22 protein-coding genes and 3 pseudogenes are annotated in these 24,456 nt (G+C 70.2%); 14 read left to right on the top strand and 11 right to left on the bottom strand.

Annotated features, from left to right (window positions below):
* Positions 1–241 precede the first annotated feature (241 nt).
* Positions 242–772, top strand: coding sequence for a GNAT family N-acetyltransferase (locus ACWDZ4_RS19595; RefSeq protein WP_451509648.1), 531 nt, complete (start codon positions 242–244; stop codon positions 770–772).
* A 552-nt stretch (positions 773–1,324) separates the two neighbouring features.
* On the opposite strand, the gene ACWDZ4_RS19590 is transcribed toward ACWDZ4_RS19595, so the two are convergent.
* The gene (locus ACWDZ4_RS19590; protein WP_451509647.1) at positions 1,325–1,744 is read right to left on the bottom strand and encodes a CBS domain-containing protein; all 420 of its coding nucleotides are present in this window, start codon (positions 1,742–1,744) and stop codon (positions 1,325–1,327) included.
* A 388-nt stretch (positions 1,745–2,132) separates the two neighbouring features.
* Between ACWDZ4_RS19590 and ACWDZ4_RS19585 the strand changes: the two genes are divergently transcribed.
* The gene (locus ACWDZ4_RS19585) at positions 2,133–2,264 is read left to right on the top strand and encodes an Hsp20 family protein (protein WP_451509646.1); all 132 of its coding nucleotides are present in this window, start codon (positions 2,133–2,135) and stop codon (positions 2,262–2,264) included.
* Here the strand turns inward: ACWDZ4_RS19585 and ACWDZ4_RS19580 are convergent.
* Positions 2,246–2,659 (bottom strand): hypothetical protein, encoded by a 414-nt coding sequence (locus ACWDZ4_RS19580; RefSeq protein WP_451509645.1) that lies wholly within the window; start codon positions 2,657–2,659, stop codon positions 2,246–2,248. The two genes, ACWDZ4_RS19585 and ACWDZ4_RS19580, sit on opposite strands and share 19 nt — an antisense overlap.
* Before the next feature lie 706 nt (positions 2,660–3,365).
* On the opposite strand from ACWDZ4_RS19580, the pseudogene ACWDZ4_RS19575 reads away from it, so the two are divergent.
* Positions 3,366–3,464 (top strand): annotated as a pseudogene (locus ACWDZ4_RS19575) (IS5/IS1182 family transposase); the annotation flags it as partial.
* Positions 3,465–3,636: 172 nt separating this feature from the next.
* Here the strand turns inward: ACWDZ4_RS19575 and ACWDZ4_RS19570 are convergent.
* A complete protein-coding gene (locus ACWDZ4_RS19570; protein ID WP_451509644.1) occupies positions 3,637–4,005 on the bottom strand; it encodes an ATP-binding protein in 369 nt (122 codons plus the stop codon).
* An 845-nt stretch (positions 4,006–4,850) separates the two neighbouring features.
* A complete protein-coding gene (locus tag ACWDZ4_RS19565; RefSeq protein ID WP_451509643.1) occupies positions 4,851–5,336 on the bottom strand; it encodes a carboxymuconolactone decarboxylase family protein in 486 nt (161 codons plus the stop codon).
* 174 nt (positions 5,337–5,510) lie between these two features.
* Here ACWDZ4_RS19565 and ACWDZ4_RS19560 point away from each other — a divergent pair, with 174 nt between their 5' ends.
* The gene (locus tag ACWDZ4_RS19560; RefSeq protein ID WP_451509642.1) at positions 5,511–6,452 is read left to right on the top strand and encodes an RNA polymerase sigma-70 factor; all 942 of its coding nucleotides are present in this window, start codon (positions 5,511–5,513) and stop codon (positions 6,450–6,452) included.
* Between the two features lie 287 nt (positions 6,453–6,739).
* Here ACWDZ4_RS19560 and ACWDZ4_RS19555 read toward each other — a convergent pair whose 3' ends face one another.
* A complete protein-coding gene (locus tag ACWDZ4_RS19555; protein ID WP_451509641.1) occupies positions 6,740–7,033 on the bottom strand; it encodes a hypothetical protein in 294 nt (97 codons plus the stop codon).
* A 769-nt stretch (positions 7,034–7,802) separates the two neighbouring features.
* Here ACWDZ4_RS19555 and ACWDZ4_RS19550 point away from each other — a divergent pair.
* On the top strand, positions 7,803–8,468 hold the full coding sequence (locus ACWDZ4_RS19550) for a maltokinase N-terminal cap-like domain-containing protein (protein WP_451509720.1): 666 nt from the start codon (positions 7,803–7,805) through the stop codon (positions 8,466–8,468).
* Between the two features lie 15 nt (positions 8,469–8,483).
* Here ACWDZ4_RS19550 and ACWDZ4_RS19545 read toward each other — a convergent pair whose 3' ends face one another.
* The gene (locus ACWDZ4_RS19545; protein ID WP_451509640.1) at positions 8,484–8,687 is read right to left on the bottom strand and encodes a hypothetical protein; all 204 of its coding nucleotides are present in this window, start codon (positions 8,685–8,687) and stop codon (positions 8,484–8,486) included.
* Positions 8,688–9,180: 493 nt separating this feature from the next.
* On the opposite strand from ACWDZ4_RS19545, the gene ACWDZ4_RS19540 reads away from it, so the two are divergent.
* On the top strand, positions 9,181–10,239 hold the full coding sequence (locus tag ACWDZ4_RS19540) for a DUF6183 family protein (protein WP_451509639.1): 1,059 nt from the start codon (positions 9,181–9,183) through the stop codon (positions 10,237–10,239).
* A 56-nt stretch (positions 10,240–10,295) separates the two neighbouring features.
* On the opposite strand, the pseudogene ACWDZ4_RS19535 reads toward ACWDZ4_RS19540, so the two are convergent.
* Together ACWDZ4_RS19535 and ACWDZ4_RS19530 are read right to left on the bottom strand one after the other, a co-directional pair.
* Positions 10,296–10,790 (bottom strand): annotated as a pseudogene (locus ACWDZ4_RS19535) (SUKH-4 family immunity protein); the annotation flags it as partial.
* Positions 10,778–10,939: pseudogene (locus ACWDZ4_RS19530) on the bottom strand (SUKH-4 family immunity protein); the annotation flags it as partial. The pseudogenes ACWDZ4_RS19530 and ACWDZ4_RS19535, both read right to left, overlap by 13 nt.
* A 1,163-nt stretch (positions 10,940–12,102) precedes the next feature.
* Between ACWDZ4_RS19530 and ACWDZ4_RS19525 the strand changes: the two are divergent.
* Complete coding sequence (locus ACWDZ4_RS19525) at positions 12,103–12,561, top strand: nuclear transport factor 2 family protein (RefSeq protein WP_451509638.1); 459 nt, start codon at positions 12,103–12,105, stop codon at positions 12,559–12,561.
* Positions 12,562–13,419: 858 nt separating this feature from the next.
* Entirely contained in the window at positions 13,420–14,379 is a 960-nt protein-coding gene (locus ACWDZ4_RS19520; protein WP_451509637.1) for an NADP-dependent oxidoreductase, read from the top strand.
* A 616-nt stretch (positions 14,380–14,995) separates the two neighbouring features.
* Here ACWDZ4_RS19520 and ACWDZ4_RS19515 read toward each other — a convergent pair.
* The 3 genes from ACWDZ4_RS19515 to ACWDZ4_RS19505 all read right to left on the bottom strand — a co-directional run bounded on the left by ACWDZ4_RS19515 (position 14,996) and on the right by ACWDZ4_RS19505 (position 17,568).
* Positions 14,996–15,688 carry a GAF and ANTAR domain-containing protein gene (locus tag ACWDZ4_RS19515; protein ID WP_451509636.1) on the bottom strand — a complete coding sequence of 231 codons (693 nt, stop codon included), beginning with the start codon at positions 15,686–15,688 and terminating at the stop codon, positions 14,996–14,998.
* A 692-nt stretch (positions 15,689–16,380) separates the two neighbouring features.
* Positions 16,381–16,581 carry a hypothetical protein gene (locus ACWDZ4_RS19510; RefSeq protein WP_451509635.1) on the bottom strand — a complete coding sequence of 67 codons (201 nt, stop codon included), beginning with the start codon at positions 16,579–16,581 and terminating at the stop codon, positions 16,381–16,383.
* A 762-nt stretch (positions 16,582–17,343) separates the two neighbouring features.
* Positions 17,344–17,568, bottom strand: coding sequence for a hypothetical protein (locus tag ACWDZ4_RS19505; protein WP_451509634.1), 225 nt, complete (start codon positions 17,566–17,568; stop codon positions 17,344–17,346).
* 1,360 nt (positions 17,569–18,928) lie between these two features.
* Between ACWDZ4_RS19505 and ACWDZ4_RS19500 the strand changes: the two genes are divergently transcribed.
* Genes ACWDZ4_RS19500 through ACWDZ4_RS19475 form a run of 6 tightly spaced genes read left to right on the top strand, consistent with a single transcriptional unit; the run spans position 18,929 to position 24,301 of the window.
* Positions 18,929–20,353, top strand: coding sequence for an ATP-binding protein (locus tag ACWDZ4_RS19500; RefSeq protein WP_451509633.1), 1,425 nt, complete (start codon positions 18,929–18,931; stop codon positions 20,351–20,353).
* Positions 20,350–20,784, top strand: a complete 435-nt coding sequence (locus tag ACWDZ4_RS19495; protein ID WP_451509632.1) for a roadblock/LC7 domain-containing protein — start codon at positions 20,350–20,352, stop codon at positions 20,782–20,784. The genes ACWDZ4_RS19500 and ACWDZ4_RS19495 overlap by 4 nt, the downstream gene beginning before the upstream one ends.
* On the top strand, positions 20,781–21,140 hold the full coding sequence (locus ACWDZ4_RS19490) for a DUF742 domain-containing protein (protein ID WP_451509631.1): 360 nt from the start codon (positions 20,781–20,783) through the stop codon (positions 21,138–21,140). The genes ACWDZ4_RS19495 and ACWDZ4_RS19490 overlap by 4 nt, the downstream gene beginning before the upstream one ends.
* On the top strand, positions 21,118–21,717 hold the full coding sequence (locus ACWDZ4_RS19485; RefSeq protein WP_451509630.1) for a GTP-binding protein: 600 nt from the start codon (positions 21,118–21,120) through the stop codon (positions 21,715–21,717). The genes ACWDZ4_RS19490 and ACWDZ4_RS19485 overlap by 23 nt, the downstream gene beginning before the upstream one ends.
* Positions 21,714–23,168 (top strand): cytochrome P450, encoded by a 1,455-nt coding sequence (locus ACWDZ4_RS19480; protein ID WP_451509629.1) that lies wholly within the window; start codon positions 21,714–21,716, stop codon positions 23,166–23,168. Before ACWDZ4_RS19485 ends, ACWDZ4_RS19480 begins: the two co-directional genes overlap by 4 nt.
* Positions 23,150–24,301: a cytochrome P450 family protein gene (locus tag ACWDZ4_RS19475; protein WP_451509719.1), complete on the top strand. Its 1,152-nt coding sequence runs from the start codon at positions 23,150–23,152 to the stop codon at positions 24,299–24,301. The genes ACWDZ4_RS19480 and ACWDZ4_RS19475 overlap by 19 nt, the downstream gene beginning before the upstream one ends.
* Positions 24,302–24,456: the final 155 nt, after the last annotated feature.

Below are 24,456 nucleotides of genomic sequence, written 5' to 3'. Positions count from 1 at the left end.
GACCGCATCCGTGGACTTCACCGTCTGCCGGGCTCACCAGCACGGTACGGGGGCACGAAGAGAAGGGGGCACCGGGACGCGAACAGCCCGGCGACCACCTGCTGGAACGCTCCCCCCTGGCAGATTCCCGGGGGCCCTTCGTGTCACCGGACGGCGTTACGCCAGGTCGGTGGCGGCGACGGCGGCACGAGGCCGGTTGTGGGCCCCTTCCGATCCGCCCCACGCTGTCTACACTTCCACCGTGAACGACACCACACCTGGCATACGGATCAGGCCGGGCAGCCTGGCCGACGCACCAGCCGTACTGGACATGCTCGACTCCGCGGTGGCCTGGATGAACAAGCGCGGCAACACCGAGCAGTGGGGCACGACGCCGTATTCGCAGAAACCCGGCGGAGTGGCGCGGGTCGAGCGGTACATGACCGAGAACGCCCCACACACCGCGGAGTTGGACGGAGCACCTGTCGGAGCCCTGGTGTTGGACTCCGGCCCCAGCCCTCAGGTGCCGATCGCACCGGCCGCGGAACCCGAGCGGTACGTCCGGCTGCTGGTCTCCGACCGACGGCGCGCCGGCTTGGGCATCGGGGCGGCGCTGCTGGCCCATGCTGTCGAGGAGACCCGGCGGGCCGGCGTGGAACTGCTGCGGGTCGACTGCTGGGCGGGCGGCGGGGGCGAACTGGTCGCGTTCTACGAGCGCAACGGTTTTACTCCCACCGATCGTTTCCTGTCCGATGCCTGGCCGGGACAGGTGCTGGCCCGACGGGTCGGCTGACGGCCGTGGGCAGGGCGCCCTGCCTGACACTGGTTCTCAGCAGCCGGCACGAGGTCCGCCATGACGTGCGGGCCGGGTTCCCCACCGACGGCATCGGGGGGCGTACCGCAGCAACACGCTTTCCCACCCGCCCGCGCCGCACGGTCGGTCCGAGGACGGTGCCGCGCGCCGGTGTGATCAGCGGTGGTCTGCGGGATTCGGCTCGCCGAGGCGAACCCGAAGGAAGTCAGGGTGCGCCGTTGCTGCCGGCGAAGAGCGTCTGCGCGAGGTCGCATCCAGCGCCTCACGGTCCTTCTGTCCTTCTGTCCTTCTGTGTCAGGGCGCCCGCGGTGGCTTCGTCGACCACTTCCCTCACCGCCCGTGCCTGCCGGGCCGCTTCGGGCGTGCCGGTCCCGGAACGCCGGGCGGCGCGGTCGAAGGTCTCCGGAGTGGCCGGGGGGTGTTTCGGCGGGCCCGGTCACGTCGAGGCGGGCGCGGGCCTGGACCTGCGACCTGTGACCTGCGACCTGGCCGATGAAGGTGTCGTGATCGCAGCGGAACCTTTCTGACTGCTTACTGGTTGGGGTCGGCGGCGCTGATGTCGGCCAGGGCGGAGTCGGTGTCATGTTCGACGGCCAGGTCGCCCAGGGACACGATGCCCATCGGCAGGGCGTTCTCGACAACGGGCAGACGCCGCACCGCGTGCTCGCGCATCAAGGAGACAGCCCGGTCGAGGCCGTCGTCCGGCGAGACCGTGATCAGCTCGCCGCTGCAGGCATCGGCCGCGCTGTAGTCGGCGATGTTGCCCTCCCGTGCCACGATCCGTACCGCCAGATCCCGATCGGTGACCAGACCCCGCAGTTCGTCGCCCTCAGCGACCAGCACCGCTCCGATGCCCTCGTCGCGCATCACCCGGGCGATCTCCGCGACCGAGGTCTGCGGACTCACCGTTACGGGCGCAGCGGTCATCACTTCACGCACTTTCCTGGCCATCACCGGTCTCCAAGGTTCGGGGCATGTCGATCGCGCCGGTCTGCCGACCGCGCGCCCTGGCTGTACCCGGCATCCCGTTCGCCCCATGCCCTCACGTCCCGCTTTGCGCTCCGATGGCCCCGCGCGGCTCACCTTCTTGCCGGGTTCCGCCTACAGAACGTGGCCGCAGCGGGCGCATTCGCCCTACATGAGGCATCCGGGGCGTGTGCCGAAGCACCCCGCACGAATGGAGAGAGTGACCAGCGACAGCGATGCTGATGCGTACCGATCCGCCTGGACCTGCCCGGCATCGATCCCGAATCGATCGACCTGAACGACCTGAACGCGGAGCAGAACGTCCTCACCGTCAAGGCCGAACCGTTCCGCGCCCGAGGGCAAGGACGCCGACATGCTCGTCGCCGAACGGCCCCACGGCACCTTCAGCCGCCAGATGCTCCTCGGCGAAACCCTCGATGTCGACCGCATCGGGGCCACCTGCGGCGCCGGAGTGCTCCGGAGCGCTCAGCGGGGATCGCCGTAGGAGGCTTCCTCCATCGCCCCGAGGAGCAACTGGAACTCCGCGTCGTCCACGGCGTGGCTGATCCGCCCGATCTGCACCGGGCACCGGCTCACCAGCGACGCGGCGAACTCCAGCACCGCCGCCTGACTCCTGGAGACTCCGCGGGACCACCCCGGGATCTTCAGGAGATGGCCGACACCGTCCCAGTCGACCGTGGGATACCGGCCGGAAAGGTCGATCAGTGGATGATCGACCATGGCCGCGAGTTCCTGGTCGTCGGTCAGGCGTCGCAGCCAGTAACCGTCGCCGTGAGCACCCAGCAACTTCGTCGCCGCCCGCATCGGCTCGTTCACCACCCCCTCCAGCAAGGTCTCGGCAAGCCCTTCACCCGTCGTCTTGTCACTGGCCACAGTCACCGGCATCTCCATCCGTAAAGGGTCGACTTCTGCTCACTGTGCGCCGCCGCGCCCGCCGACTGCCACGAACATGCCGGACGATCCACCCGACCCCACCTCCGTACGCAGAAGAAGAAACGGAGCTGATCCGGGGGAACCAGCGCTGCGCGCCGTTCGACGTGTGCACTTCCCGTGCTGATGCGACCATCCCGCCCGTATCGGCCGGGGCTCACCCATCCGGGCAGGCTTCTCGTTCACATGGCTTACCCGGGTAACCCATGGGCTTGCCCGCCGCGTCCCCGGCCGGGGGCGGTCCCGGCGACCGGTCAGCTGCCCGGCGGACCGATCGCCAGCGCCGGTCACCGCGGCTGGTCAGGTCCTGCTTCTCCATGCGGCCGGGCTGGTAGGCGACCTGCCCCGTGCCGGACAGTCCGGCCGGACCGCCGAGTTGCCGCACGGGCGGCCCCTCGCCGTGATCCGTGATCCGCGATCCGCGTGGGCAGTGCAGCACAGCGCCCGCATGATCTGCACCTGGTGATCTGCCGGCCGGTGACTCATGCGGCTCTCGCGGGGTCGCCGGTGCGGGCTGTCTGCCGTACCTACGACCAGGTCGGCGTCCGCCTCGTCTGTTCGGCGCGGGATGCGGGTGTCGAACTCGTCCACCGCCATGGTCCGATGGCCTCCTTCTGACCCGGCTGCTCGGCCGTAGCCCCTGCCCATGGCACTGAACTACCGCTTCTCGGCGAACGTACAGATCGTCATTGATGGCGACACGAAGCTGGTGGTGGCCACGGCCCGTCCCACGCCCGGCAACCGGGCGGGCGCCTGCGTCCGGAGGGAGTAGGGGCCGGCGGAGCAAGCAGTGCCGGAGCGTGACCGTTCCGGGCGAGGGCGTCGCTGATGAACACATCACGCACTCGGTGATGGCCGGCCTGGAGCAGGGGTGAGCCACCACCGGAGCATCACGGGGAGGGTGGCGGCGGCCTGTCGGCGGGGCGTCACCCCTCCATACGGATTCGGGCTCTGACGTGCTTGCCCGACAGCTCGGGCCACGCCTCGAAGCCGTCGCACACCGCTGCCACGATCTCCAGGCCGTGCCCGCCGACCCGGGCCGGGTCGGCGGGCAGGACGACCGGCAGGACCGGGCTCGTGTCGGACACCGTGATCTCCAGGACGGGCCCGGACAGCTCCACGTCGACGGCACAGGGCCCCGGTGCGTACTTGCGCGCGTTGGTCACCAGCTCACTGACGACCAGCTGAGCGATCTCCGTCAGCCGAGGCGAGACCTCGATCCAGCGGTCCTCCTGCAGCTGGGTCAGGAAACCGGTGACGAACCGCCGGGCGTCTCCGATCACCCCGGGAGTCACGTCATACGCCTCACCGGCCCAGACACACCGGCCCGCGAGCACAGGCCGACCCGGCGCCGTGTTGTCCGCAGCGTTCCGAAAGCCCTGGCGAGCCGCCGAAGCAGCGACACCGGACCCGGCGTCAACCAGATCCTCCACGACCTGGTCGCTGTCAGCCCGCCAGGCCTGCGGACGGTGGAAGTGCTGGTCGCCATTCATACGTAAGCACGTGCCCCGAGCGCCTCTCCTTAATCAAAGTAAGAAAACCATCCTGAGTACCCACCCCACCCTCTTGTAGTCACCCGAAAACAGCTGGGGGGCCGTGCTCCTGGTCCTCACGGAGGGTGGTCACCCCGACGGCGAACTCGCGACGTCGAATGCCTCGCAGAAAGCGGTTGTCCGCGAGGGCGTCGACGGCCCGGGCCAACAGGCCGACAGGGTGTCGGCCTCCTTGTCGCCCAGGATCTTCAGCAGGGGCGCAAAGGTGGGCCGACCCCCGGCGTGGGAGTAGCGGGTCAACGGGTCCACCGATGCGGCAGCCTGTTGGAGCCCGGTGTCCGTACGACGCGCGGACCGGTGCGCGTGACCGCGACCGCGGTCGTACGGGGCGACCTCGGTCATCGGCCTGTCCAGCGGCATGGCGGCCCGGTCCAGCTCAACGAACGGGCTGCTCCTGCTTCGTAGCAGCAGGTCGGGAAGGCCAGAAGGAGCCATGGGATGGCCTTGAAGCCCTGACGCGGGTTACTGCTTGGCCGGCCAGGCCCTCGGTTTCAGCCGGGTGTCCAGGGCCGCCGTATGCGCACCCGGACACGCGCGGGCCCGGCCCGGATCGAATGATCCTGGGCCGGGCCGGATTCATCTGCCGATCAGTTGAGCGCGGCGGCGAACATGCCGGGCTCGTAGGAACCTCCCTGCTGGCGCACGATCACGGCGAGCCGGTTGGCCGCGTTGATCAGGGCGACCAAGGAGACCAGGGCGGCGATCTGGTCGTCGTCGTAGTGCTTGCGTACCTGGGCCCAGGTCTCGTCGGACACGCCGTGGTGGGCGTCGGCGAGCCGGGTGCCCTCTTCGGTGAGCGCCAGCGCGGCCCGTTCGGCCTCGGTGAACACGGTGGACTCGCGCCAGGCGGCGACCAGGTTGAGCCGGACCGCGCTTTCACCGGCGGTTGCGGCCTCCTTCGTGTGCATGTCGATGCACCAACCGCAGCCGTTGATCTGGCTGGCGCGCAGCGACACCAGCTCCTGCGTGGACTTCGGCAGCGGTGACTGGTGGATCACCAGACCGGCGTTGGCGAACCGCTTGGCGAACTTGGCGGCGATCTCGTTGTCGAACAGGTGGAAACGGGGTTCCATGGCTTCCGTCCTCACTCGTGGTGTCGTACTGGACGAACACGAGATGCCGGCGACCGCCTCCTCGTGACGGAGTGGCGGTGTGACGTGCGCCACCGCTCAGGGGTGTCACAAAGCCGCGGGGGCCGGCGTCTTGTGCGCAGGGCACCGTCCAGAGCGAACAGGCAGGAGCAGCCGGTGAAGAACGGGTACAGCGAGCGCACAGAGGACACGCCCGGGCAGCTCGCCGACGGCGGGCGCACGGGCCCCGCCACCGAGACGTTCGTGGCCCATCGCAACCTGCTGTTCACCGTCGCCTACGAGATGCTCGGCTCGGCCGCCGACGCGGAAGACGTCCTGCAGGAGACCTGGTTGCGCTGGGCGGGTGTCGATCTCGGCACGGTGCGGGACCAGCGTGCGTACCTGGTCCGGATCACCACCCGCCAGGCGCTGAGCCGGCTGCGTACGCTCGGCCGTCGCAGGGAGTCCTATGTCGGCACCTGGCTGCCCGAGCCGCTGCTCACCACGCCCGACGTGGCCGAGGACGTCGAGCTGGCCGACAGCGTCTCGATGGCGATGCTGCTGGTGCTGGAGACGCTCACGCCGACCGAGCGGGCGGTGTTCGTGCTGCGCGAGGTGTTCGACCTCGGGTACGACGAGATCGCGGAGGCGGTCGACAAGAGCCCGGCCGCGGTCCGTCAGATCGCGCACCGGGCACGGGCACACGTCGCGGCGCGCCGACCGCGCGGGACCGTTTCCCCGACCGAGACCCGAGACGCGCTCGATGCGTTCCAACGGGCGGCCGAGACGGGCGATCTACAGGGCCTGCTCGACATCCTCGCGCCGGATGTCGTCTTCATGGGTGACGGTGGCGGAATCAAGCAGGCCGTCCCGCGGCCCGTCGTGGGGGCCGACAAGGTGGCCCGCCTGCTGGCCGCCGGGCTGGGCAGGATCGCCGCCACGGGGTCGCTGCGGCCGGCACAGGTCAATGCCTGCCCGGCGCTGATTCTCCGGTTCGACGACGCGATCGACACCGTCGTGGCGGTGCGCTTCGACGACGGCCTCATCACCGGGCTCTACGCCGTGCGCAATCCTGAAAAACTCTCGCACATGCAGCGGGAGACCGCTCTCCGCCGCTGAGCCCGGCCCCCCGGAAACGAACACAACCGGCCTCACCGCCTGCGCGTCGCTGCCGGCGTCGGCACAGTCATCGCCCCGCCGCAAGCTTTCACCCACATCAACAACTCGAACAGGCAAGCGGCTCTCTGCTCACCTCGGCGGTCGGAGGCGATCCTGTCGCCCCTGTCGCCCTGACCGTAGGCGATGACGGCGTCGGCGCCGTTGGACACCTCCATCGCGTTCGGGCCCCCTCGATCTCACACTGCGGTTCGCGCAGCTTCTGTCGTTTGCGGCTGGCGACAGCGTTCTTACCCGCACTCCGTCTTCGGCAGCCGGGCCGCCAGGCCCTGGAGCTGAGGCATGGGCGCCCTCTCCGTCGCGTTCTCCCCGCGCTCAGTCCGTATCCGTGCGACCTCCTCGTCGATGAGCTCATCGAGCAGTTCATCGAGCAGTTCATCGAGCGCCTGAGGGCGGACCGGACGGTGGTGACGGCCGCGCACCGGATGCGGACCGTCCAACGCGCCGATCGCGTCGTCTTTCTGCACCGTGGCCGGACCGTTGAGGAAGGCAGCTATGGCGAACTGCTGCGCCGCGGTGGCCACTACGCCTATTTCTGGAACATTTCCCTGACACCAGCAGCGACTGGATGAGCCGGTACGGCGTTCGACGATCCTTCGCAGCGACAACGCACCCGATGAAAGATCACTCCGGATGCCCCGGTTGCTCCGCCTGCATCTGTCGGCCGCCATGTTGTTGCTCAGGGTCTCCGTCGAGGGGGCCGCGACCGCTCTGGTACCCCCACCGTCGGAATCCGTACCGGAGACGCGGCGAGCGCCGGGTTTCGTGCAGGCCGCGATGACACTTCCGTACGTGCTGAGCGGGCCGTTCACCGGCCACGCACTCGACCGGACGGACCGGCCGCGTCGTCTCGTGGTCGCGTCGGCGTGTGAGTGTGCCGTCGGCGACCGTCCCGTCCTGCTCATGGTGTCGGCGGGGCACTCGCCGCTCGTGCCCGTACTCGTGCCTGTGCCCGTGCCTGTGCCCGTGCCCGTACTCGTGCCGATGGCGGCCATTGCGGTCGGCTGCGTCGAGCCGACCGCCGCGGCCATTGCCCGGCCGGGCCTGGCCGAGGGGCCGCTCTGCGCGGCGGCACTGACGCTCCGTCGGCGCGAGTCGTCGTCGGACCGGCTCGGCCAGGTCAACACCACCGGCGGCGCTGTGGCTGCGCTTCCGGCGACTTCCCCACCGCTGATGACTCCTTCGTCCTGGGCCCTGTCTCATAGATCTTGTCGGGTGGAACCCGTTCTTTCAGCACCGTACGGATGGGAAGGTGTGAAGGCTCGCGTCCGCTCAACGGAAGAGATCTTCGGCATGGCCGTCATCCACCACACCGTCCTCAAGCCGACCAAACTGGAACTGCTCACCTCCTGGCTGCCCTCCCGCCCGTGGTACCGCGGCAACACGGGTGAACCGGTATTGACCAAGGCCGGCGGCTTCCGGCTGGACGACCCGCAAGGCGAGGTCGGGATCGAGTTCATCGTGGTCACCGACACCTCCGGCCCGCACCCGGCCACCTACCTGGTGCCGCTCACCTATCGCGGCGCCCCGCTCGACGGACTGGAGCACGCCCTCGTCGGCACCATGGAGCACGGGGTGCTGGGGCGGCGATGGGCCTACGACGGCTGCCACGACCCGGTGCTGGCCGCCCAGTTGCTGGCTCTGGTCGAGGGCCGGGTCCAGGCCCAGGACCAAGACACCAGTGACGCCCCCGACCGGGAAGTCACCCGTGCCTACACTGGTGAGGGCTTCACCTCCCCGGACTTCACCACCCCTGCCACCGACGACCAAGAAGGCACCGGACTGCCTGCGCCGCACGGCATGACCCTCCGCCTGCACCGGGTCCTGCGCCCCATGCCCGACGGCCCGCCTTCCCTTCCGCAGGGAGCGGCCGGCCACGTCGCCGGCACCTGGCGCATGCCGGACGGCACCCGCGCTCAAGGGCTGTTCGCGGTCTTGCACACCACCCCTCAGGGCTAGGCCCTTTCCCTTCGTTCACGATCGGAACCAGGTGAAGAGCACGGTGGCTGTGACCGTGCCGAGGTGGACATATCCGCGCCTGCGCAGGTCGGCACGGGTGGCGCAGGTGTTGTGCGTCTTGCCGGCGCTCATGCCGGCCGATGTACGGCGCGGACGACCACGTTCCCTGCGTGGGATGCGGATCTTGTCCATGACCGGCTTGAACTGGGTGGATTCCACGGCAAGGTGAAGCTCGCGGGTCGGCCCACCGCAGGGCCGGCCCGGAGCTTCACCTCTCACCTGCCGGACCTGCCGGACCTGCCGGACCGGCCGGACCGGCCGGACCGGCCGCCCGGTGTCGGGCACAGGGCGAAGCGCGGGATGGGGCACTTCGCCGTACTCTTCCCGTCCGGGTGCGGCAGGCGCTGCCGACGGGCGCGTCACGGTTCGGGCAGTCGTGACGTCCTACCGCCAGTGCCGCCTGACCGGGCGCCAATTCCCTGGCGGCAGTCTCCCGGCGCCCCCGCGCACACCGTGCGGTTCTTGAGAAGGTTTGTGAGTGGCCACCTGCGGAAACGGGTCGGCCTCCGGGGCTCTCGTGGAACTCTCGCAGACGGACGTTTATGAGGAGAGGCCGTGACGCCGTGCGCGTAGGCTCACCGCCGTGGCTGATCACATACAGAAGATCGTGACGGGCTTGCCGAAGCTGAAGGATGTCACCGATGTATAGGAGGTGGCCGACAGCCACCTCGCTCAGGGGGGCGCCGCCTTCTCCGCGGACCTCGGCATTGCTCTCGCGAAGAAGTACGGCCCTGGCGCCGAGCAGACATGGCAGTACCGAAGCGTCTTCGATCATCTGCTGAGGCTGCTTGCCACCACGGCCGGCCCGGAAAATATTGTCCAGGCACTCCGGCTGGCCACCTCGCCGGAGGTCAGTAACCGGAAGCTGGACCGCTGCACGGCCTCGTTACTGGCATCCGGTCACGAGTCGAAGGACCTGGCCGCGGCGTTCACCGGGGGTGCTTCGGAGGATCTTCGCGCCTGTCTGGTCCATGAACTGGTACTCAGAGGCGTCGTCGTCACGGAGGTGCCGGGAATCGCGGGGTGGGCGACGTCGCCGCATTGGGAACATCACCCTCTGGGCCGGCTGCCCCTGACGCTGTCCGACGTGGAAGCGCGGCCGGACCTTCCGAGCTACAGCGTGCGCGGGGGCAGTCACTCGATGCCGTACGGTCCGTCGGGCGGCCGCGCCATGGCGGTAGTCGCCGGCGCGCGGGTTCCGTCGGCGGTGGAGACGACCACAGAGGCCCGAGCCACGGACATGGCCAAGGCCGTGGCGAACCGGGCCGAGGAGTCCAACGGCCGTATCGAGGCGCGGGTCTTCGGACTCGCGGAGCCCCTGGACCCCACGTCGATCCCGAACGTCCTCCTGGAGCTGGGGTTGGAGAGCCTGGACGGGGTGGGCAAGAAGACCGCGCTCTCGGTCACGGTCTGTCCGCCGGCTCAGGCATGGCGACTGCTCTTCGCCGCGGCGTCCACGGGAGAGGCGTACAACTCCGGTTCTTACGGTGCCTACGGCCGTCTGGCGGCGCGGCAGTCCCTGGCCGGGCTCTCCGGAGCCCCGGAAGGCGCCTCCGCCAGCGAGGTCGAAGCGCGCGTACGGGACTGCGTCTGGCACGGTTTCGACGCCGGCACGAAGTGGTTCGAGCGCGTGGCCCGGGACATCGGTGTGGTCAGCGTCGCCCCGGGCCGCCGACGTGTGGCCGTGCTGGCCGCGACGGGCACCGACTGACGTGTTCCTGTCCCGTGCGGCCGGCGCCAGCCCGGTGGTCGCTTCCGGTCAGACCACTAGAAGCCATCCCCACCCAGTTCGGTGATGCCTGCGTAGAGCCAGCTCCACACCGTGCCGCTGGGCGCGTTCGGGTCGAGCAGGCCCGGGGCCAGCTCGTCCATCTCCTCCAGGAAAACCCGCGCCACTGCCTCCTGGTCCTCCTCCACCGGGTAGGGGTGCCAGCAGGCGTTGCTGTAGCGGTAGACGGCCTCAAGGATGCGAGTGAAGACATCGAGATCCGGCGCGAGCGGCACCAGCGTCCGGTGCGTCGGGCCGTCCAGTCCGCTCCAGATGTGCACGGATCCGTCGTGGCGGTGCAGATACAGCTCGCCGTAGTCGCAGAGGCCGAAGGCGATCAGGTCCGCGGCGGCCGCACCGTTGGGCAGGCCCTCCTCGGACAGGGCGCCGTCGGCCGGGGCCGCATGGCGTCGGCCGAATGGGTCTGGTACTCGGCCCCGTGGCACACCCACCACGCGGGCAGGCCGATGTCCCGCAAGTGCCTTCTGCTTCCAGGGTGTTCGAGCCCCCCGGGCAGGGCGCTCTCCGGTACGCGAACTACGTGCCGCTCCCCAAAGGCGTCGTCGACCCGGGCCGCGCTGAGCGGACCCGTCGGCCGCCGGTGTGCCGGTTCGGGGCCGGGCGGCGGTTCTTCGGACGACATGGGGGCGATCCCCTTGCCGCGCGGCCAGTCCCGCAGTACCTCCGCGTCCGTCTCCAGCACCGCTAGGCCGTGCGTGTTCTCGACAAGATGGCGGGTCCTGCCTCCCTCGGCGGCGAACGCGACCGCGCCTTCCCAGCTCTCCGGGGCGGTCAGATCCCAGTTGTGCAGCTCGGGCGCATCGAGCGCCTCCGGCGACCGGGGTGCTTCTGTCAGCGTTCCTTCGTCCTGTACCTTCACCCTCCGGCCCGTCTCCGCGTCGAGCCACAGCGGGCCGCGCTGGTCGACCACCTCGACGAGCTCCCGGCCCTCGTACAGGCGGCGACGGACCTGGTAGCAGTCGCCGTTCAGGCTCGGGTGGGCCATGAACCAGTTGGCCGGCCGCCACCACGCCCACACTGTTCGCCACGGCATCCCCGGCTCGGCCGCAGCGATCCGCTCGGCGTACTCCTCGTGGCCGGTCGCCTTCGCCGCGAAGTGCAGCCAGGAGGCGAACTCGGCAGGCGCCACGTCCGCTTCGCCGAAGATCGCTTCGGCCTGGAGGAAGACCTCGCGCCCCACGTCCGTGCCATTCGCAGCGGCGATGCGGTCGCGCACCGCCGCGCGGTCAGCGGCCAACAACCGTGCGGGGTCGGCCAGTATGCCGTCCAGCTCCTCACCCGTGCGGCCATCCTGTCACCCACCGCCGACAATCCTCCGCCGGGATCGGAGGCTTGTCGGTGGTGCACGACGCCGTGGCCGTGTGCGGCCCGGGGCAGTGCTACGTACAGGTCGCTCTGGTGGCTCGCCGCTGTCGGCCCGCCCCTGTGCCGCCTTTGTCCTCGGTACCCCACCTCGGAGTCACTCTCTTTGTCGCAGCGCGGCTCGATCCGGCCGGGCTACCTGAGAACCGGCCACCGGGCCGGCCACGGCCCACCGTTCACCGGCTGGGCCCTGAGAACGTCCTCCAGGGCGGTGAAGTCCGTGTCATCCACGCGCCCTCTTCCCGGCGGAGCGGGGCCGTGACGGAGCCGCACGTGTCACAGGTGGTGGTAACGGGCGGCACTGGCCGCTCATCGCCTCTCATTACCTCCGGGGTAATCGCCTCCTCTCCCCTCCCCCGGCAGAATCAAGCACATCGGCGGGAACCCCCGCCGGGATCCGGCCGCAGCCTCGAGGAGAGCGCCATGACCGCCAAGCCGCCCGCCAACAACCCGGGTTCAGCCACCACCGGGAGCCCCGTCACCGAGGCCACCCGGGCCACCGTGCAGGAGTTCATTGCCGCCCGGGTGGCCGGGGACACCGGGCGGCTCGCCGCGCTCTTCGCCGACAAAGTCGACTGGCTGCTCGCCGAGAACCCCGCCGTCCCGTGGATCCGACCGCGGTCCACCGCCGCCGACTGCGCCGCCCAGTTCACGGAGTTGATGGAGCACACCGTGCCCGAGGACGCGGGTGTCTCCCTCGACACCTTCCTCGTCGACGGCACCGACGCCGTCCTGATGGGGCACGTGTCGGGGACCGTACGCGCGACGGGAAAGTCCTTCGAAGGCCCGTTCGCGTTGCACCTCACCGTCCAGGACGGCCGGATCACCCGGCACCACCTCTACGAGAACAGCCTGTCGATCGCCGAGGCCTGCACTCCGTAAGGCCGCCGACTCCGTGGGCGGGGATCGCGATGAGATGAGGTGGACTCCTGGGAAGTCGTGCCATTTTCGCGGGCTCCGGCCGCGTGCCGATGTGTCCGGGCAACAGTGGAGACGACGGAAACCACCTCGCTCAGGTCCTCGTCGGCATCCTCCTGGACCAGCAAGGCGGTGAACACCCGCTCCCGCGGTGCCGTCGAACACCCGGTTCCGCAGCCGGCTGCAGGTGCCCTTCCACGAAGCGGACTCCGCAGGCAGACCCCCTCCACGGAGGACCCGCCCGGTATTTCCAGGCGATCGCGTCGGTGATCTGACGGTGGTGAGACCACCGTCCGCCCCTTCAAGGGGTCCGACCCGGCAGGAGCGGCCCGAGTCCGGCCCACTGGACGCTGGTCGGCATGCCCGGAACAACGGCGGGCCGCCTCAGCCGCAACGCCTCAGAACCCCGCCGTCGACTTGTCGAGCACTCCTCCCACTGCGCCGTAAAGGCCGCACCGGGCGGAGTGCCCTGCCCTGCGGCGAAGGAGCGAACCCCACGGTGAAGGAGAGCGCGAAGAGCCCGCCCAGGACCACTGCTACCACCAGGTCGCAGACGAAGGAGACGAAGGAGATGAAGCACACGACGCCGGCCCAGACCAGAATCGGCAGGCGAGAGCCACACCGCGTCATCGGCCGGCTCGGCCGGCTCAGCCGGCTCCTCGCGCCGCAGCCGGACGCCCCCTCGCGAAGAGCATCGCGCTCGTCGTGAACGGCACCCTGGTCCCCACTCTCCGCCTCCCCGTTTCACCACCGCCCTCTCCGGCAACCCATGAACAACGATCAGCCGGGTGAGACCCGGAAACCGATGAGGAAAGGCACGCCATGGGAAACGATGAGGCAGGCACCCCCGACAGCGGCAGTGACATGAGGGCGATGACGTACTCGGCCTTCGGCGGTCCGGAAGTCCTCGCAGAGACACGGCAGCCGCGCCCCAAGGTCGGACCCGGCGAGATCCTCGTGCGCGTGCGGTGTGCGGCGGTCAACCCGGTCGACTGGAAGATCATGGCAGGGGGCCTGAAGGACCTGATGGACACGGTCTTCCCCGTGATCCCCGGCTGGGACGTCGCCGGGGTCGTCGAGCAAGTGGGTATCGACGTGCCCGAGTTCGCGGCGGGCGACGAGGTTTTCGCTTACGCGCGCAAGGACTACGTGCACGGCGGCACCTTCGCCGAGTTCGTCACCGTCCCCGTGCGGGCCCTCGCCCGCCGGCCCGCGTCACTGACCTGGGACCAGGCCGCGGGCCTGCCGCTGGCCGGTCTCACGGCGTACCAGGTGCTGACACGCCTGGGCACCGGTCCGGGTGACACCGTACTCATCCATGGCGCCGCCGGCGGAGTGGGATCCCTCGGGGTGCAGATCGCACGTGCCCTCGGCGCCCGGGTCATCGGTACCGCCTCCCCCGCCAATCACGACCGGCTCCGCGAGCTCGGCGCGGAGCCCGCGGCGTACGGCGAGGGAGTCGTCGAGCGCGTCCGGGCACTCGCGCCGGACGGGGTCGATGTCGTCGCGGACTTCGTCGGCGGGGTCCTGGACACGACGCTGGCCGTCCTGCGCGAAGGCGGCCGGCACGCGTCGATCGCGGACAACTCCGTCATCGACGCCGGCGGGCAGTGGATGTGGGTACGGCCGAATGGCGCCGACCTGGCCGAGCTGGGATCCCTCGCCGACGCGGGGAAGCTGACAGTGCCGGTGGCGCGGACCTTCCCCCTGGAGGAGCTGGCGGACGCTTTTGCGTTGAGCCAGTCCGGACATGTTCACGGGAAGGTCGTCGTGACCGTCTGACCCCGCGCCACTCGCAGCCCTCGCCGGCCCGGTACGACCGGCCCGGCGAGGGCTGCGGCCGCGAGTGCGGGTGCGAGTGGCGCGGGCGAGTCGGGATACGGGTGCGGTTCAGCACGCGGAAGCGCCCCCCGTACCGACAGGGGCTCGCGGCTGCTCCAGGAAGCGGTGGACCGCCCGCAGTCGTTCGGAGGTGCCGGACATCGGGGCGCCGGGTGCGGGCGTGTGCGCCGAGGGAGCAGGCGCGAGGCCGGATCGAAGCGGATCTGACGGGTGTCGCGGAAACGAGGTCGTGGTCCGTGCACCATCCTCGCGCGGTACAGCTGGTCGACGACTTGGTCCTCCCTTCTGATACACCGCACACCAGCAAGTTTTCCACGGAAGGTGTGCCAGACCAGAGCCCCGAGAAGGCTCTGGCACACCTTCCGTGGTGATGGCCGGAATCGTGCTCCTCCGGTGACGGCCTACCGGGTACCGGGCGTCGCCCGGGTCGGGCACCTTCAGAAGATCCGGGCCCGGGGCGTCCCGGTCCTGCCGCACATAGGCCGGGCCCAGAACCACGACTCGTGGACCAGGCGACGTGCCGGGAAAACCGTGTCGCCGGCACGGGGAGCCGGGATCAGTCGGCGAGCCGGCCGGTCTCGCAGACCTGGCGGGCGACCTCGCGCAGCTTGGTGTTCGTTTCCTGGGAGTACTTGCGCAGGACGTCGAAAGCCTGCTCCTCCTCCAGGCCGTGGCGCCCCATGAGGATGCCCATGGCTTCACCGATGAGGTGCCGGGTGGTAAGCGCCTCGCGCATCTGGGCTTCGGCCCGGGCGCTGGAGAAGGCGACCGCAGCGTGGGAGGCCAGCAGCCATCCGGCTGCCTCGCTGGCCTCGGTGAAGGCGCCGGGCCTGCGGGAGTAGAGGTCCAGTGCGCCCAGCTCCTCCTCATCGGTGTAGAGCAGGAAACCCATCATGCTGCCCAGTCCCAGCCCACGGGCCCGGGGCACATAGTCGGGCCAGCGGTCGGCTTGCTGGGTGAAGTCGTGAACGCGCATGACCCGCTCGTGCCCGGCGCGGCGGGCCACGTCGAAGCACGGGCCCTGCCTCAGACGCTCCTGCAGCCGGTCGCTGTCGATGACCAGCTGCTCGGTCGGTGCCAGGGACTGCACCCGGTCGCCGTGGACCAGGAGGATGCCGGCCGCCTCGCAGCCCTCCACCAGCTCCACCGCGCCGCTGGTGATCCGCTCCAACGTGGCATCCACGCTTTCCTGCGCCAGCAGATCCCGGGCCAAAGAGGCCATCTGCTGAGCGAACGCCTGCCAGTCCATCCCGTCCTCCTCCACGCCACGCCCCACCGCTCATCAGCAGAACACGCCCACCCCCGATCACACCGGTAGACGTGCACTCCGCGGGAAACACCCACTCCCCCAGGGGCGACCGCCGCCAGCTGGGACGCGGCGACCGGCAACCGCGCAACCGCGCAACCGACAGTCGTGTGGTCCGTGGCCGAGTACGGAGAAGGCCGATGCCCGGCGGCGGGGTGGGGCGGGTCCGGCGCCCGGCGCACATGTCAGCACGCCGCAAACGCCGCCACTCGAACGGAGGACAGAACGGCGAACTTCAAAATCGCCGACGGGGGAACACAGCAGCACATGATCGAGCCCTACGCCCTGCCCGTCGATGCCCGCGAATTTTACTGCCTGCCGCCGACAGCCCGAGCCCAACGGTGTGTCCTGTGCGGCGAAATCCGCCTCCATGAACCCGAAGCCGACTCCGACGCGTGGAAGGACCACTCCACTCACTGCCCGGACGCCCCCACCCCTGTCATCACGGACAGCGAAATCCGGATCGGCCGGCACCTTCCCAGGTGATGATCCGGGCGTGCTTCCTGGTGAATGGTGAAGAGTGAAGCGGGGCCGGTGTCCTGGGTCCAGGACACCGGTTCGGCAGGAGGCGGTGTCGGCAGAGTTCGCCCAGGGCTCGGATGCCGGGGTCGGGCGGGTGCAACGGCGCTCCGCTGTCAGCGCCGGGCGAGGCCGGCCAGCACTGCGGCGAAGTTCAGGACGGCGGCAAGGACAGCGAGGGTCAGCAGCAGGAGCTGCAGGTACTTCAGGGCGATCGTCAGCCTGTCCGTTTCGTTCATCGGGGTTTCGGGATGGTGGGGGTGTCCGGGCCGGCTGTCGACGGACTCGACGGGGCTCGTAGCGTCATCTTGGTTCATTGTCCGACAACGTGCCGGCAGCGGCAGAGGAATGGCGGCACGAGGGCACTGTCACGAAATCGGTACGAGGGACAGTGGGGCGTGATTACGCACCCGCGACTACGCACCGCAGTACGTTGTGTTGCCAGAAAGAGGGCTCTCGCGTGCGGCGTTCGGTTTCTGTGCGATCTCTGGCGACAGGGCAGTCGCTGAGCGAGACGTACGGCCCGTGGGCAGGGGCGCAACAGCGATCGGCCGCAGCCCGCCACCGCGACGCGCCCAGCGAACACCGCTGTGCTCCTCCGTCCCAGTGCCGGGGAAACGTGCCGGTCCCCGCAGGCGGACACGGAACATCGGCGCACGTGATCTTCCTGCGCTCCACGCGCCGGGAAGCACCCCGTACGCCTCGGCGCCCGCGGAGCCGATGAATCACCAGGCCGAATCACCCGTCATGCCTTCCGGGGACCGGCCGTGCCCCCGCTCGGCGAAGGCCGGTGCACCCCCGTGCGGTACTCAGCCTCGCTCCCCGGTGACGTGCTGCCCCAGCCGGAAAGCATCGGGACCGGGTTCGCCGCCGTGCCCAGCAGCCCGGGCGTGCCGCCACAGCCGCGTCGCTCCGCCCTTTCCTGTCGGCTCCCCGGCGGCTGGTCCCACCCGGCCGACGGTCAACCGCAGGCGGGAACCCGGGACCGGCCTGCGCCCTGGCCGGGCCCCCTATCCGACCGGGCCGTCTGCGGGCCACGTCGGTTACGACGTTCCCTCATGCCGGAGGAGTGGTGCGGATCAGGTGGTGGTCGGCCGCCGCAGGTTGCGCTCGACAACCGAACCGACGGCGGTCATGCAGGAGGAGCAGTAACGCTCCTCGGCTGCCTCACCCTTGGGCGGGACAGGTGAGGCGGGCGGCGCCAGGGGGCGCCCGCACAGGGCGCTGGCTCTCGTCTCTTTGCTGATCACATGCCACACCAGCCCGTCCTGGCCCGGTATCGGCTCCGCGTGCATCTCATACATTGGTCGCCCTCCAGCGATCGCAACCAGCCGGGGGCCCACTCACCCCCGTTTCCGATAAGAAGCCACCAAGCCGGGACAGGCGAGTCGGCATAGGCCAGCAGGAGGAGAACAGAGCGTCACGGGCTCGCCGGACGCCCCGCTCGCCCATGCGCTGCCGGCAGTCCGCTCCTGGGCTCAGGTTCGCGGAGCGCGGTCGGACGGCGCCGTACTGGCGAGAACAGCTCTCCCGCCGTCGGCGGCAGGAGCGCACGTCGAACTGGCTGATCGATCTGCACACATCGGTCACAGCACGCGTGGCTCTGCCCACCGGTTGCGGTTCTGGCCCGGCTTCTGTGGGACGGGCTGCTGCGAAAACCCCGGGACGACGGCGGGCCCGACGACATTTGGCAGGTCAGCCGTGCTGAACACGGGCCAGGTGGAGGCGGTGCGGACCAAGGACCACCCGGGCGGCATCGGCGCAGCCGTGAGCAGGGCGGTGACCGCGTATCCCGTACCCCGCCGGGAGCCGTGAGGATCCACCCGTTGGTCATCGGCGTGTCCAGGATCGTGATCCCGCGCAGTACGTCGGGCGGTGCGGGGCGACCGTCGCTGGTGCCGGGGGCCGAGTGCCGAGACGGGCAAGGGCAAGCGCAAGGGAAAAGGCAGGGTTTCGGCCATGTCTCCGTGGTTCGGGCCTCTCCTCCGGCCCTCCGTGAGCAAGGCCGAGGTGACCGTCGTGCGGCGCCGTTCCAACAGCCCGCCCGGTCCCGCCGCGAACTTTTCGGCCGCCCGGCCAACTGCCATGCATGACTCCTCCTTCGCGGGGCACCAGCACCTTGGTCCCCCCGACCGGACGACACCCCCCGTCGTCCGGGCCCGAGATGGCCCCGCGAGCCCACCCCCAGGCCGCGGGGCCACTCTTCTTCCCCGGTCCGACGGCTTCACCGGCTTCCAGGTCCCGCTCCGACTCCGATCCGCTCCTTCCTGCTGTACGTTCCGGGCGCCGCGGAGCGCTGGCGGTTCGGCCGGCGCGTTCGCCGGCCGGCCGAACAGGACAAGATCCCCGTGCAGGAAGCCGGCGTCGTCGCGGCTGCGCGCCCCGGCCCCCGCTCTTGGGGAAGGTCCGGCGGCCGGCCGGGGCGGCGGGTTCGGCGGCCGATATGGCTCGTCCTGTCTCAGGAACTTGAAGCCGCCTGCCATACCTAGGATGATCAGCCATTCCAGCGTCCTTGGTGGGCAAGGGAGTTCGGACATCACCCCATCAGTGTGCCGATTTCCGGATTGCTCTCCGCCGGGGCCCGGCGGGACGCACAGGCACTTTCTCCGGCTCGCCCCGCACTGCTGTCCTGCTTCACCTCATCCCCCCATCCATGAGGAACTGATGACACAACACATACCGGAGGCGGTGATCTGGTGCCTCGCGGCCATGGTGCTCGTCGGCCTGGTCCTGTGGGTACGCCAACGCCGGCTCACCGCCTCTCTGCGCCGGCGCCTGACGGCGCTGGAAGCCGGCCTGCGCGCTCGTGACGAGGAGGCCCGGCACCTGGTCGAGGTCCGTCTTCCCGTGTTGGCCGAGGCTCCCCACCAGCCCGTACCCGTGCCCGGCCTGCTCGACCCGCAGCTGGGCCCGACGGCGTACGGGCAGAGTCTGCGGCAGATCGAGGACCTGTTCACCAGAGTGGCCGACGCGGCACGGTCACGAGCCGACCAGTCGGCGAGAGCGACGCTCAAGGCGGCGATGCGCGCACTCCAAGCCCTGGCGAACGAACAGCAGTTGTCGATCTCGGACATGCAGGACCGGCACGACAGTCCGGAGGTGCTCCAGGACCTGCTGGAGATCGACCACGCGAATGCGCAGTTCGGCCGGAGGGCGCAGGCCATCGCCGTACTCTGCGGATCGTGGCCGGGCCGGCAGCGGGCCGCCTCACCGCTGATCGACGTCGTACGCGGCGCGACGTCCCGGATCCGGGACTACCGGCGCGTCGAGATCCATTCGCGGGTCGACCTGGAAGTGGTGAGCCGGGCGGTGGAGCCCGTGGTGCTCGCGGTCGCCGAGCTGCTGGACAACGCGGCACGGCACTCGCAGCCCAACACCAAGGTCGAGGTCAGCATCCAGCCCGCGCACAACGGCATCTGTGTGGTCATCGACGACGCCGGCGTCGGCATGGACGCACGCGAGACCGAGGAGGCGGGCCGACGCCTGTCGGGCCGGGAGGACATCGACATCAACCGGCTCGGTGACCCGCCGCAGTTCGGTTTCGCCGCCATCGGTGTGCTGGCCGCCCGGTACGGGTTCACCGTCTCGGTCGACACCCGGTCCCCCTACGGGGGCGTGCGCGCCGTGGTGTTCCTCCCCCACGCACTCCTCAATCGCGCAGGCACCGTCAAGGCGGCGGCCGTACAGGAGGCAGAGCCGGTCCCCGTGCCGCCGTCCGCTCCGATCACCCCGGCCGCGGCCTCCAGATCGGGCTCCGGATCCAGGTCCGGGTCCGCGTCCGACGCCCCGCAGGCCCTGCCGGGTGGTGCGGAGCCCGCGCCCGTGGCTCCGGTGCCCACGGGGCAGGCGCTGCCCGCCGCAGCCGCCGCTGTCCCCCGGGCGTCCACGGCAGGCGGCCTCCCCAAGCGCCGTCGCCGGTCCGTCCAGGACCAGGCAGCGGGGCAGCAGGTGTCCGCCACACCGTCCGGCGACGGTCACACCCCGGTTCGCCCGGCCGCCGAGACCGCTTTCCGCATGGGTGCGTTCGCGCGCGGCACCCGCTTCGGGCGCGCCGCTTCTCAAGACGACGAAGGGAACTCGCAGGAATGAACGACCACATGGCCAACGAACTGGGCTGGATGCTCGACGAGGTCCTCAAGGTCCCGGAAGCCCGCCATGCGATCCTGCTGTCCGCGGACGGCATGCTCCGGGCGCACTCCCGGGGCATCGGGCGCGACGAGGCGGAGCGGCAGGCCGCCGCGCTGTCCGGTCTCCAGTCGATCAGCCGCAGCACCGCCGAGTTCTGCGCCGAGGAGTCCTCCCCCTGGCAGCAGACACTGGTCGAATTCGCCGACGGGTACGTCTTCCTGGTCGCCGCCGGCGCCGGGGCCTACCTGGCGGTCTCCGCCACCCAGAACGTGGACATGGAGGCGGTCACCTACGGCATGCACAAGCTCGTCGACCGACTGGGCAAGGAACTGACCAGTCCGCCCCGGCGGGACTCCGTGCCTGCCCGGCCGGGCACCAGCCGTCCGGCATGAGCCCACCGCACAGGCGCGAACGGGGCCTGGTGCGCCCCTATGTCGTGACGGACGGCCGTGCCCACCCGACCCGCAATACGCTCGACCTGGTGACGCTCGTGGTGGCCGTGGGCGACCGGCCGCTCAGCGGCCCGAGTCCGGAGAAGCGCCGCGTCCTGGAGCTCTGCCGAGGAGGAGCGCTGTCGGTCGCCGAAGTGGCAGGGCACCTGACGCTGGCGATCAGCGTCACCAAGGTCCTGCTCAGCGATCTGATCGACAGCGGCCACATCACCACCCGGCCCCCCATCCCCAGGGCCCAGCTCCCCGACGACCAGCTTCTCCAGGAGGTGCTTGATGGACTCCGCGCCCGGCTCTGACCAGGTCTACGTCCGGGACACGGTCAGAACCGCGGTCAAAATCCTGGTCGTGGGCCACTTCGCGGTCGGCAAGACCACGTTCGTCGGCACCCTGTCCGAGATCCGGCCGCTGCGTACCGAAGAGACCATGACACAGGCCGGCGAACTGATCGACGACCTGGCCGGGAGCCCGGACAAGACCACCACCACCGTGGCCATGGACTTCGGCCGCCTCACGCTCAGCGAGCGACTGGTGCTGTATTTGTTCGGCGCTCCCGGGCAGAAACGCTTCACCAAGCTCTGGGAAGACATGCTGAACGGGGCGCTGGGAGCGCTGGTACTGGCGGACACCCGGCGGCTCGACCAGTCCTTCGACATCATGGGCCTGCTGGAGGAGCACGGCATGCCGTACGCGGTCGCCGTCAACCAGTTCGACGACGCACCGGTCTTTCCCGAAGCGGAAATACGCGAAGCACTCGACCTCCTCCCGGAAACCCCCCTCGTCCTCTGCGACGCGCGCGACACCGCGTCCTCCACCGAGGCGCTGATCTCCCTGGTCACGTACCTCCAGACCCGCACCTTCCAGGAGCTTCGATGACCACCCCCCAGCCCGGCCCGGACGCGGTACCGCCACCCGGGTGTCCGGCACACGCCGGGCCCAGGGAAGGCGCGGCCGGTCCGGCCTCCCCGGCCGCCCTCCGTACGGCTGAGTCCCTGTACGGGCCGGAGTTCGCCGCCGATCCGGCCGCGGTCTACGCACGGCTGCGCACGTATGGCTCCATCGCGCCGGTGGAGATAGCCCCCGGCGTCCACGCGTCCCTCGTCACCGGTTACGAGACCGCTCTCGAGGTGCTGCGCAGCCCGGAGCGGTTCTCCAAGGACCCGCGCCGGTGGCGGGGCCTCGTGGACGGGACGGTCCCCGCGGACAGCCCCGTCGTTCCGATGATGATGTACCGGCCGAACGCCCTGTGGACCGACGGTGACGAGCACGCGCGGCTGCGCGGTGCGATCACCGACAGTCTGAGCCGCGTGGACCCGAACGCGCTGCGCGGTTACGTCGAGCACAGCGCCGACACCCTCATCGACCGGTTCGGCCCCGAGGGGCGGGCCGATCTCCTCGGCGAGTACGGAGCGATCCTGCCGCTGCTCGTCTTCAACCAGCTCTTCGGCTGCCCGCCGGAGACCGGGGACAAGCTGGTCGAGGGCATGTCGGGAATCTTCGACGCCAACGCCGACTCCGAGAAGGCGAACGCGGTCCTCGCCGAAGGCGTGGCCGAGCTGGTGGCTCTCAAGCGGGAGCGGCCCGGAGCGGATGTGACGTCCTGGCTGATGGCCCATCCCGCGCGGCTCACCGACGAGGAGATGATGCACCAGCTCGTGGTGCTCATGGGCGCGGGCACCGAGCCCCAGCAGAACCTCATCTGCAACGGTCTGCGGCTGCTGCTGTCCGACGACCGGTTCGGCGGCGACCTCGCGGGGGGCAGCATGCCCGTCGAGGACGCGCTCGACGAGGTGCTGTGGACGGATCCGCCGATGGCGAACTACGCCATCCACTACCCGCTCCACGACCTGGAGCTCGACGGAACCCTGCTGCGCGAGGGCGAGCCCGTCCTGGTCAGCCTGGCCGCCGCGAACACCGACCCCGCCCTGGCGGGCGACCGGCGCGGCGGCAACCGCGCGCATCTGGCGTGGAGCGCCGGCGCGCACACCTGCCCGGCGAAGTCCCCCGCCCGGCTGATCGCAGCCGTTGCCGTGGAGAAACTCCTCGACCGGCTCCCGGATACCGAACTGGCGGTCGGGGTAAGCCGGTTGGAGTGGCGGCAGGGGCCCTTCCACCGGGCCCTGGCCGCCCTGCCTGTGCGCTTTCCCCCCATCACCGTGCCGGTCGCTACGGACAAGCCCTCTGGAGCCAGTACATGGAACACGAACCCCGCCCCCTCGTCATCGACGTCTCCGGCGCAGACATCCACGGAGAGGGAGCCCGCGTACGGGAACGGGGGCCGGCAGCGCTGGTGGAGCTCCCTGGCCAGGTGGTGGCGTGGGCGGTAAGTGACCACGCGCTCCTCAAGGAGCTGCTGACCGACGCTCGTGTGTCCAAGGACCCCCGCCGGCACTGGCCCGCGTGGATCAACGGGGAGATCACCCCGGAGTGGCCGTTGTTCACATGGGTCGCCGTGACGAACATGTTCACCGCTTACGGAAGCGACCACAGGCGCCTGCGCAAGCTCGTCTCCACGGCGTTCACCGCGCGCGCCACGGAGACCCTGCGCCCGCGCATCGAGCAGATGACCGCCGCTCTGCTCGACGGTCTCGCCGCCGTCCCCCAGGGGCAGGCGGTGGATCTGCGCGAGGAGTACTGCTATCCGATCCCCATCCAGGTCATCTGCGAACTGTTCGGGGTGAACGACGAAGACACGCGCAAGGAACTGCGCCGTCTGGTGGACAGCATCTTCAACACCGCCGCCGCCCCCGAGGAGGTCGCGGCCACCTTCCAGGGCATGCACACCGTGCTGTCCGACCTCGTCGCACTCAAGCGGCGGGAGCCGGGTGACGACATGACCAGCGTTCTGATCGCGGCCCGGGAGGAGGACGGCACGCGGCTCACGGAAGCCGAGCTGGTCGACACCCTGCTCCTGGTGATCAGCGCCGGCCACGAGACCACGGTCAATCTGCTGGACAACGCGATCCACGCCCTGCTGACCCACCCGGACCAGCTCGAACTGGTCCGGACGGGCAGGGCCTCCTGGAACGACGTGATCGAGGAAACCCTGCGCGTCCAGGCTCCGGTGGCGAATCTTCCCCTGCGTTACGCCGTGGAGGACATCGAGACCATGGGGGTGACGATCAAGAAGGGCGACGCGATCCTCGCCGCCTATGCCGCTGCCGGACGCAGTCCCGCGCTCCACGGCGAGGACGCGGACCGCTTCGACGTCACCCGGGTGAACAAGGAACACCTCGCGTTCGGACACGGCGTCCACTTCTGCCTCGGAGCACCGTTGGCCCGGATGGAGGCCGCGATCGCCCTGCCCGCCCTCTTCGAGCGCTTCCCGGGCCTGAGGCCGGCCGTCCCGGCGTCCGGTCTGGTGCCCGTGGAATCGTTCATCTCCAACGGCCACCGCAGCCTGCCCGCCCACCTGTCCAGCGGGACACACGGGACGCACGGGACACAGCCGACGGGCTGACCTCTCCGCCGGTGGCACGGACAGTGGAGGAGGGCCGCTTCGTACGGCAGCCCTCCTCCCGCCGAGGGCCGGCGGCCCCAGTCGTACCGAGTCGTGCTCAGTCGTGCGGGGCGACCGCGACGGCTGCACAGGCGGGCGGGTCCACTGTGCTCGAC

The sequence above is a fragment of the Streptomyces sp. NPDC003016 genome (assembly GCF_053591455.1).
The sequence above is the reverse complement of the archived record's forward strand: the minus strand, read 5'-3'. Positions and strand labels throughout refer to the sequence as shown.

Bases quoted from the DNA above. Each gene is read 5' to 3' on its own strand.
- ACWDZ4_RS19565 (WP_451509643.1), bottom strand. From the start codon at position 5,336: ATGGAACCCCGTTTCCACCTGTTCGACAACGAGATCGCCGCCAAGTTC.
- ACWDZ4_RS19495 (WP_451509632.1), top strand. From the start codon at position 20,350: ATGAACGACCACATGGCCAACGAACTGGGCTGGATGCTCGACGAGGTC.
- ACWDZ4_RS19485 (WP_451509630.1), top strand. From the start codon at position 21,118: ATGGACTCCGCGCCCGGCTCTGACCAGGTCTACGTCCGGGACACGGTC.
- ACWDZ4_RS19480 (WP_451509629.1), top strand. From the start codon at position 21,714: ATGACCACCCCCCAGCCCGGCCCGGACGCGGTACCGCCACCCGGGTGT.
- ACWDZ4_RS19505 (WP_451509634.1), bottom strand. From the start codon at position 17,568: ATGTATGAGATGCACGCGGAGCCGATACCGGGCCAGGACGGGCTGGTG.
- ACWDZ4_RS19585 (WP_451509646.1), top strand. From the start codon at position 2,133: ATGCTCGTCGCCGAACGGCCCCACGGCACCTTCAGCCGCCAGATGCTC.
- ACWDZ4_RS19490 (WP_451509631.1), top strand. From the start codon at position 20,781: ATGAGCCCACCGCACAGGCGCGAACGGGGCCTGGTGCGCCCCTATGTC.
- ACWDZ4_RS19515 (WP_451509636.1), bottom strand. From the start codon at position 15,688: ATGGACTGGCAGGCGTTCGCTCAGCAGATGGCCTCTTTGGCCCGGGAT.
- ACWDZ4_RS19500 (WP_451509633.1), top strand. From the start codon at position 18,929: ATGACACAACACATACCGGAGGCGGTGATCTGGTGCCTCGCGGCCATG.
- ACWDZ4_RS19590 (WP_451509647.1), bottom strand. From the start codon at position 1,744: ATGGCCAGGAAAGTGCGTGAAGTGATGACCGCTGCGCCCGTAACGGTG.
- ACWDZ4_RS19550 (WP_451509720.1), top strand. From the start codon at position 7,803: ATGGCCGTCATCCACCACACCGTCCTCAAGCCGACCAAACTGGAACTG.
- ACWDZ4_RS19510 (WP_451509635.1), bottom strand. From the start codon at position 16,581: ATGAACCAAGATGACGCTACGAGCCCCGTCGAGTCCGTCGACAGCCGG.
- ACWDZ4_RS19525 (WP_451509638.1), top strand. From the start codon at position 12,103: ATGACCGCCAAGCCGCCCGCCAACAACCCGGGTTCAGCCACCACCGGG.
- ACWDZ4_RS19520 (WP_451509637.1), top strand. From the start codon at position 13,420: ATGGGAAACGATGAGGCAGGCACCCCCGACAGCGGCAGTGACATGAGG.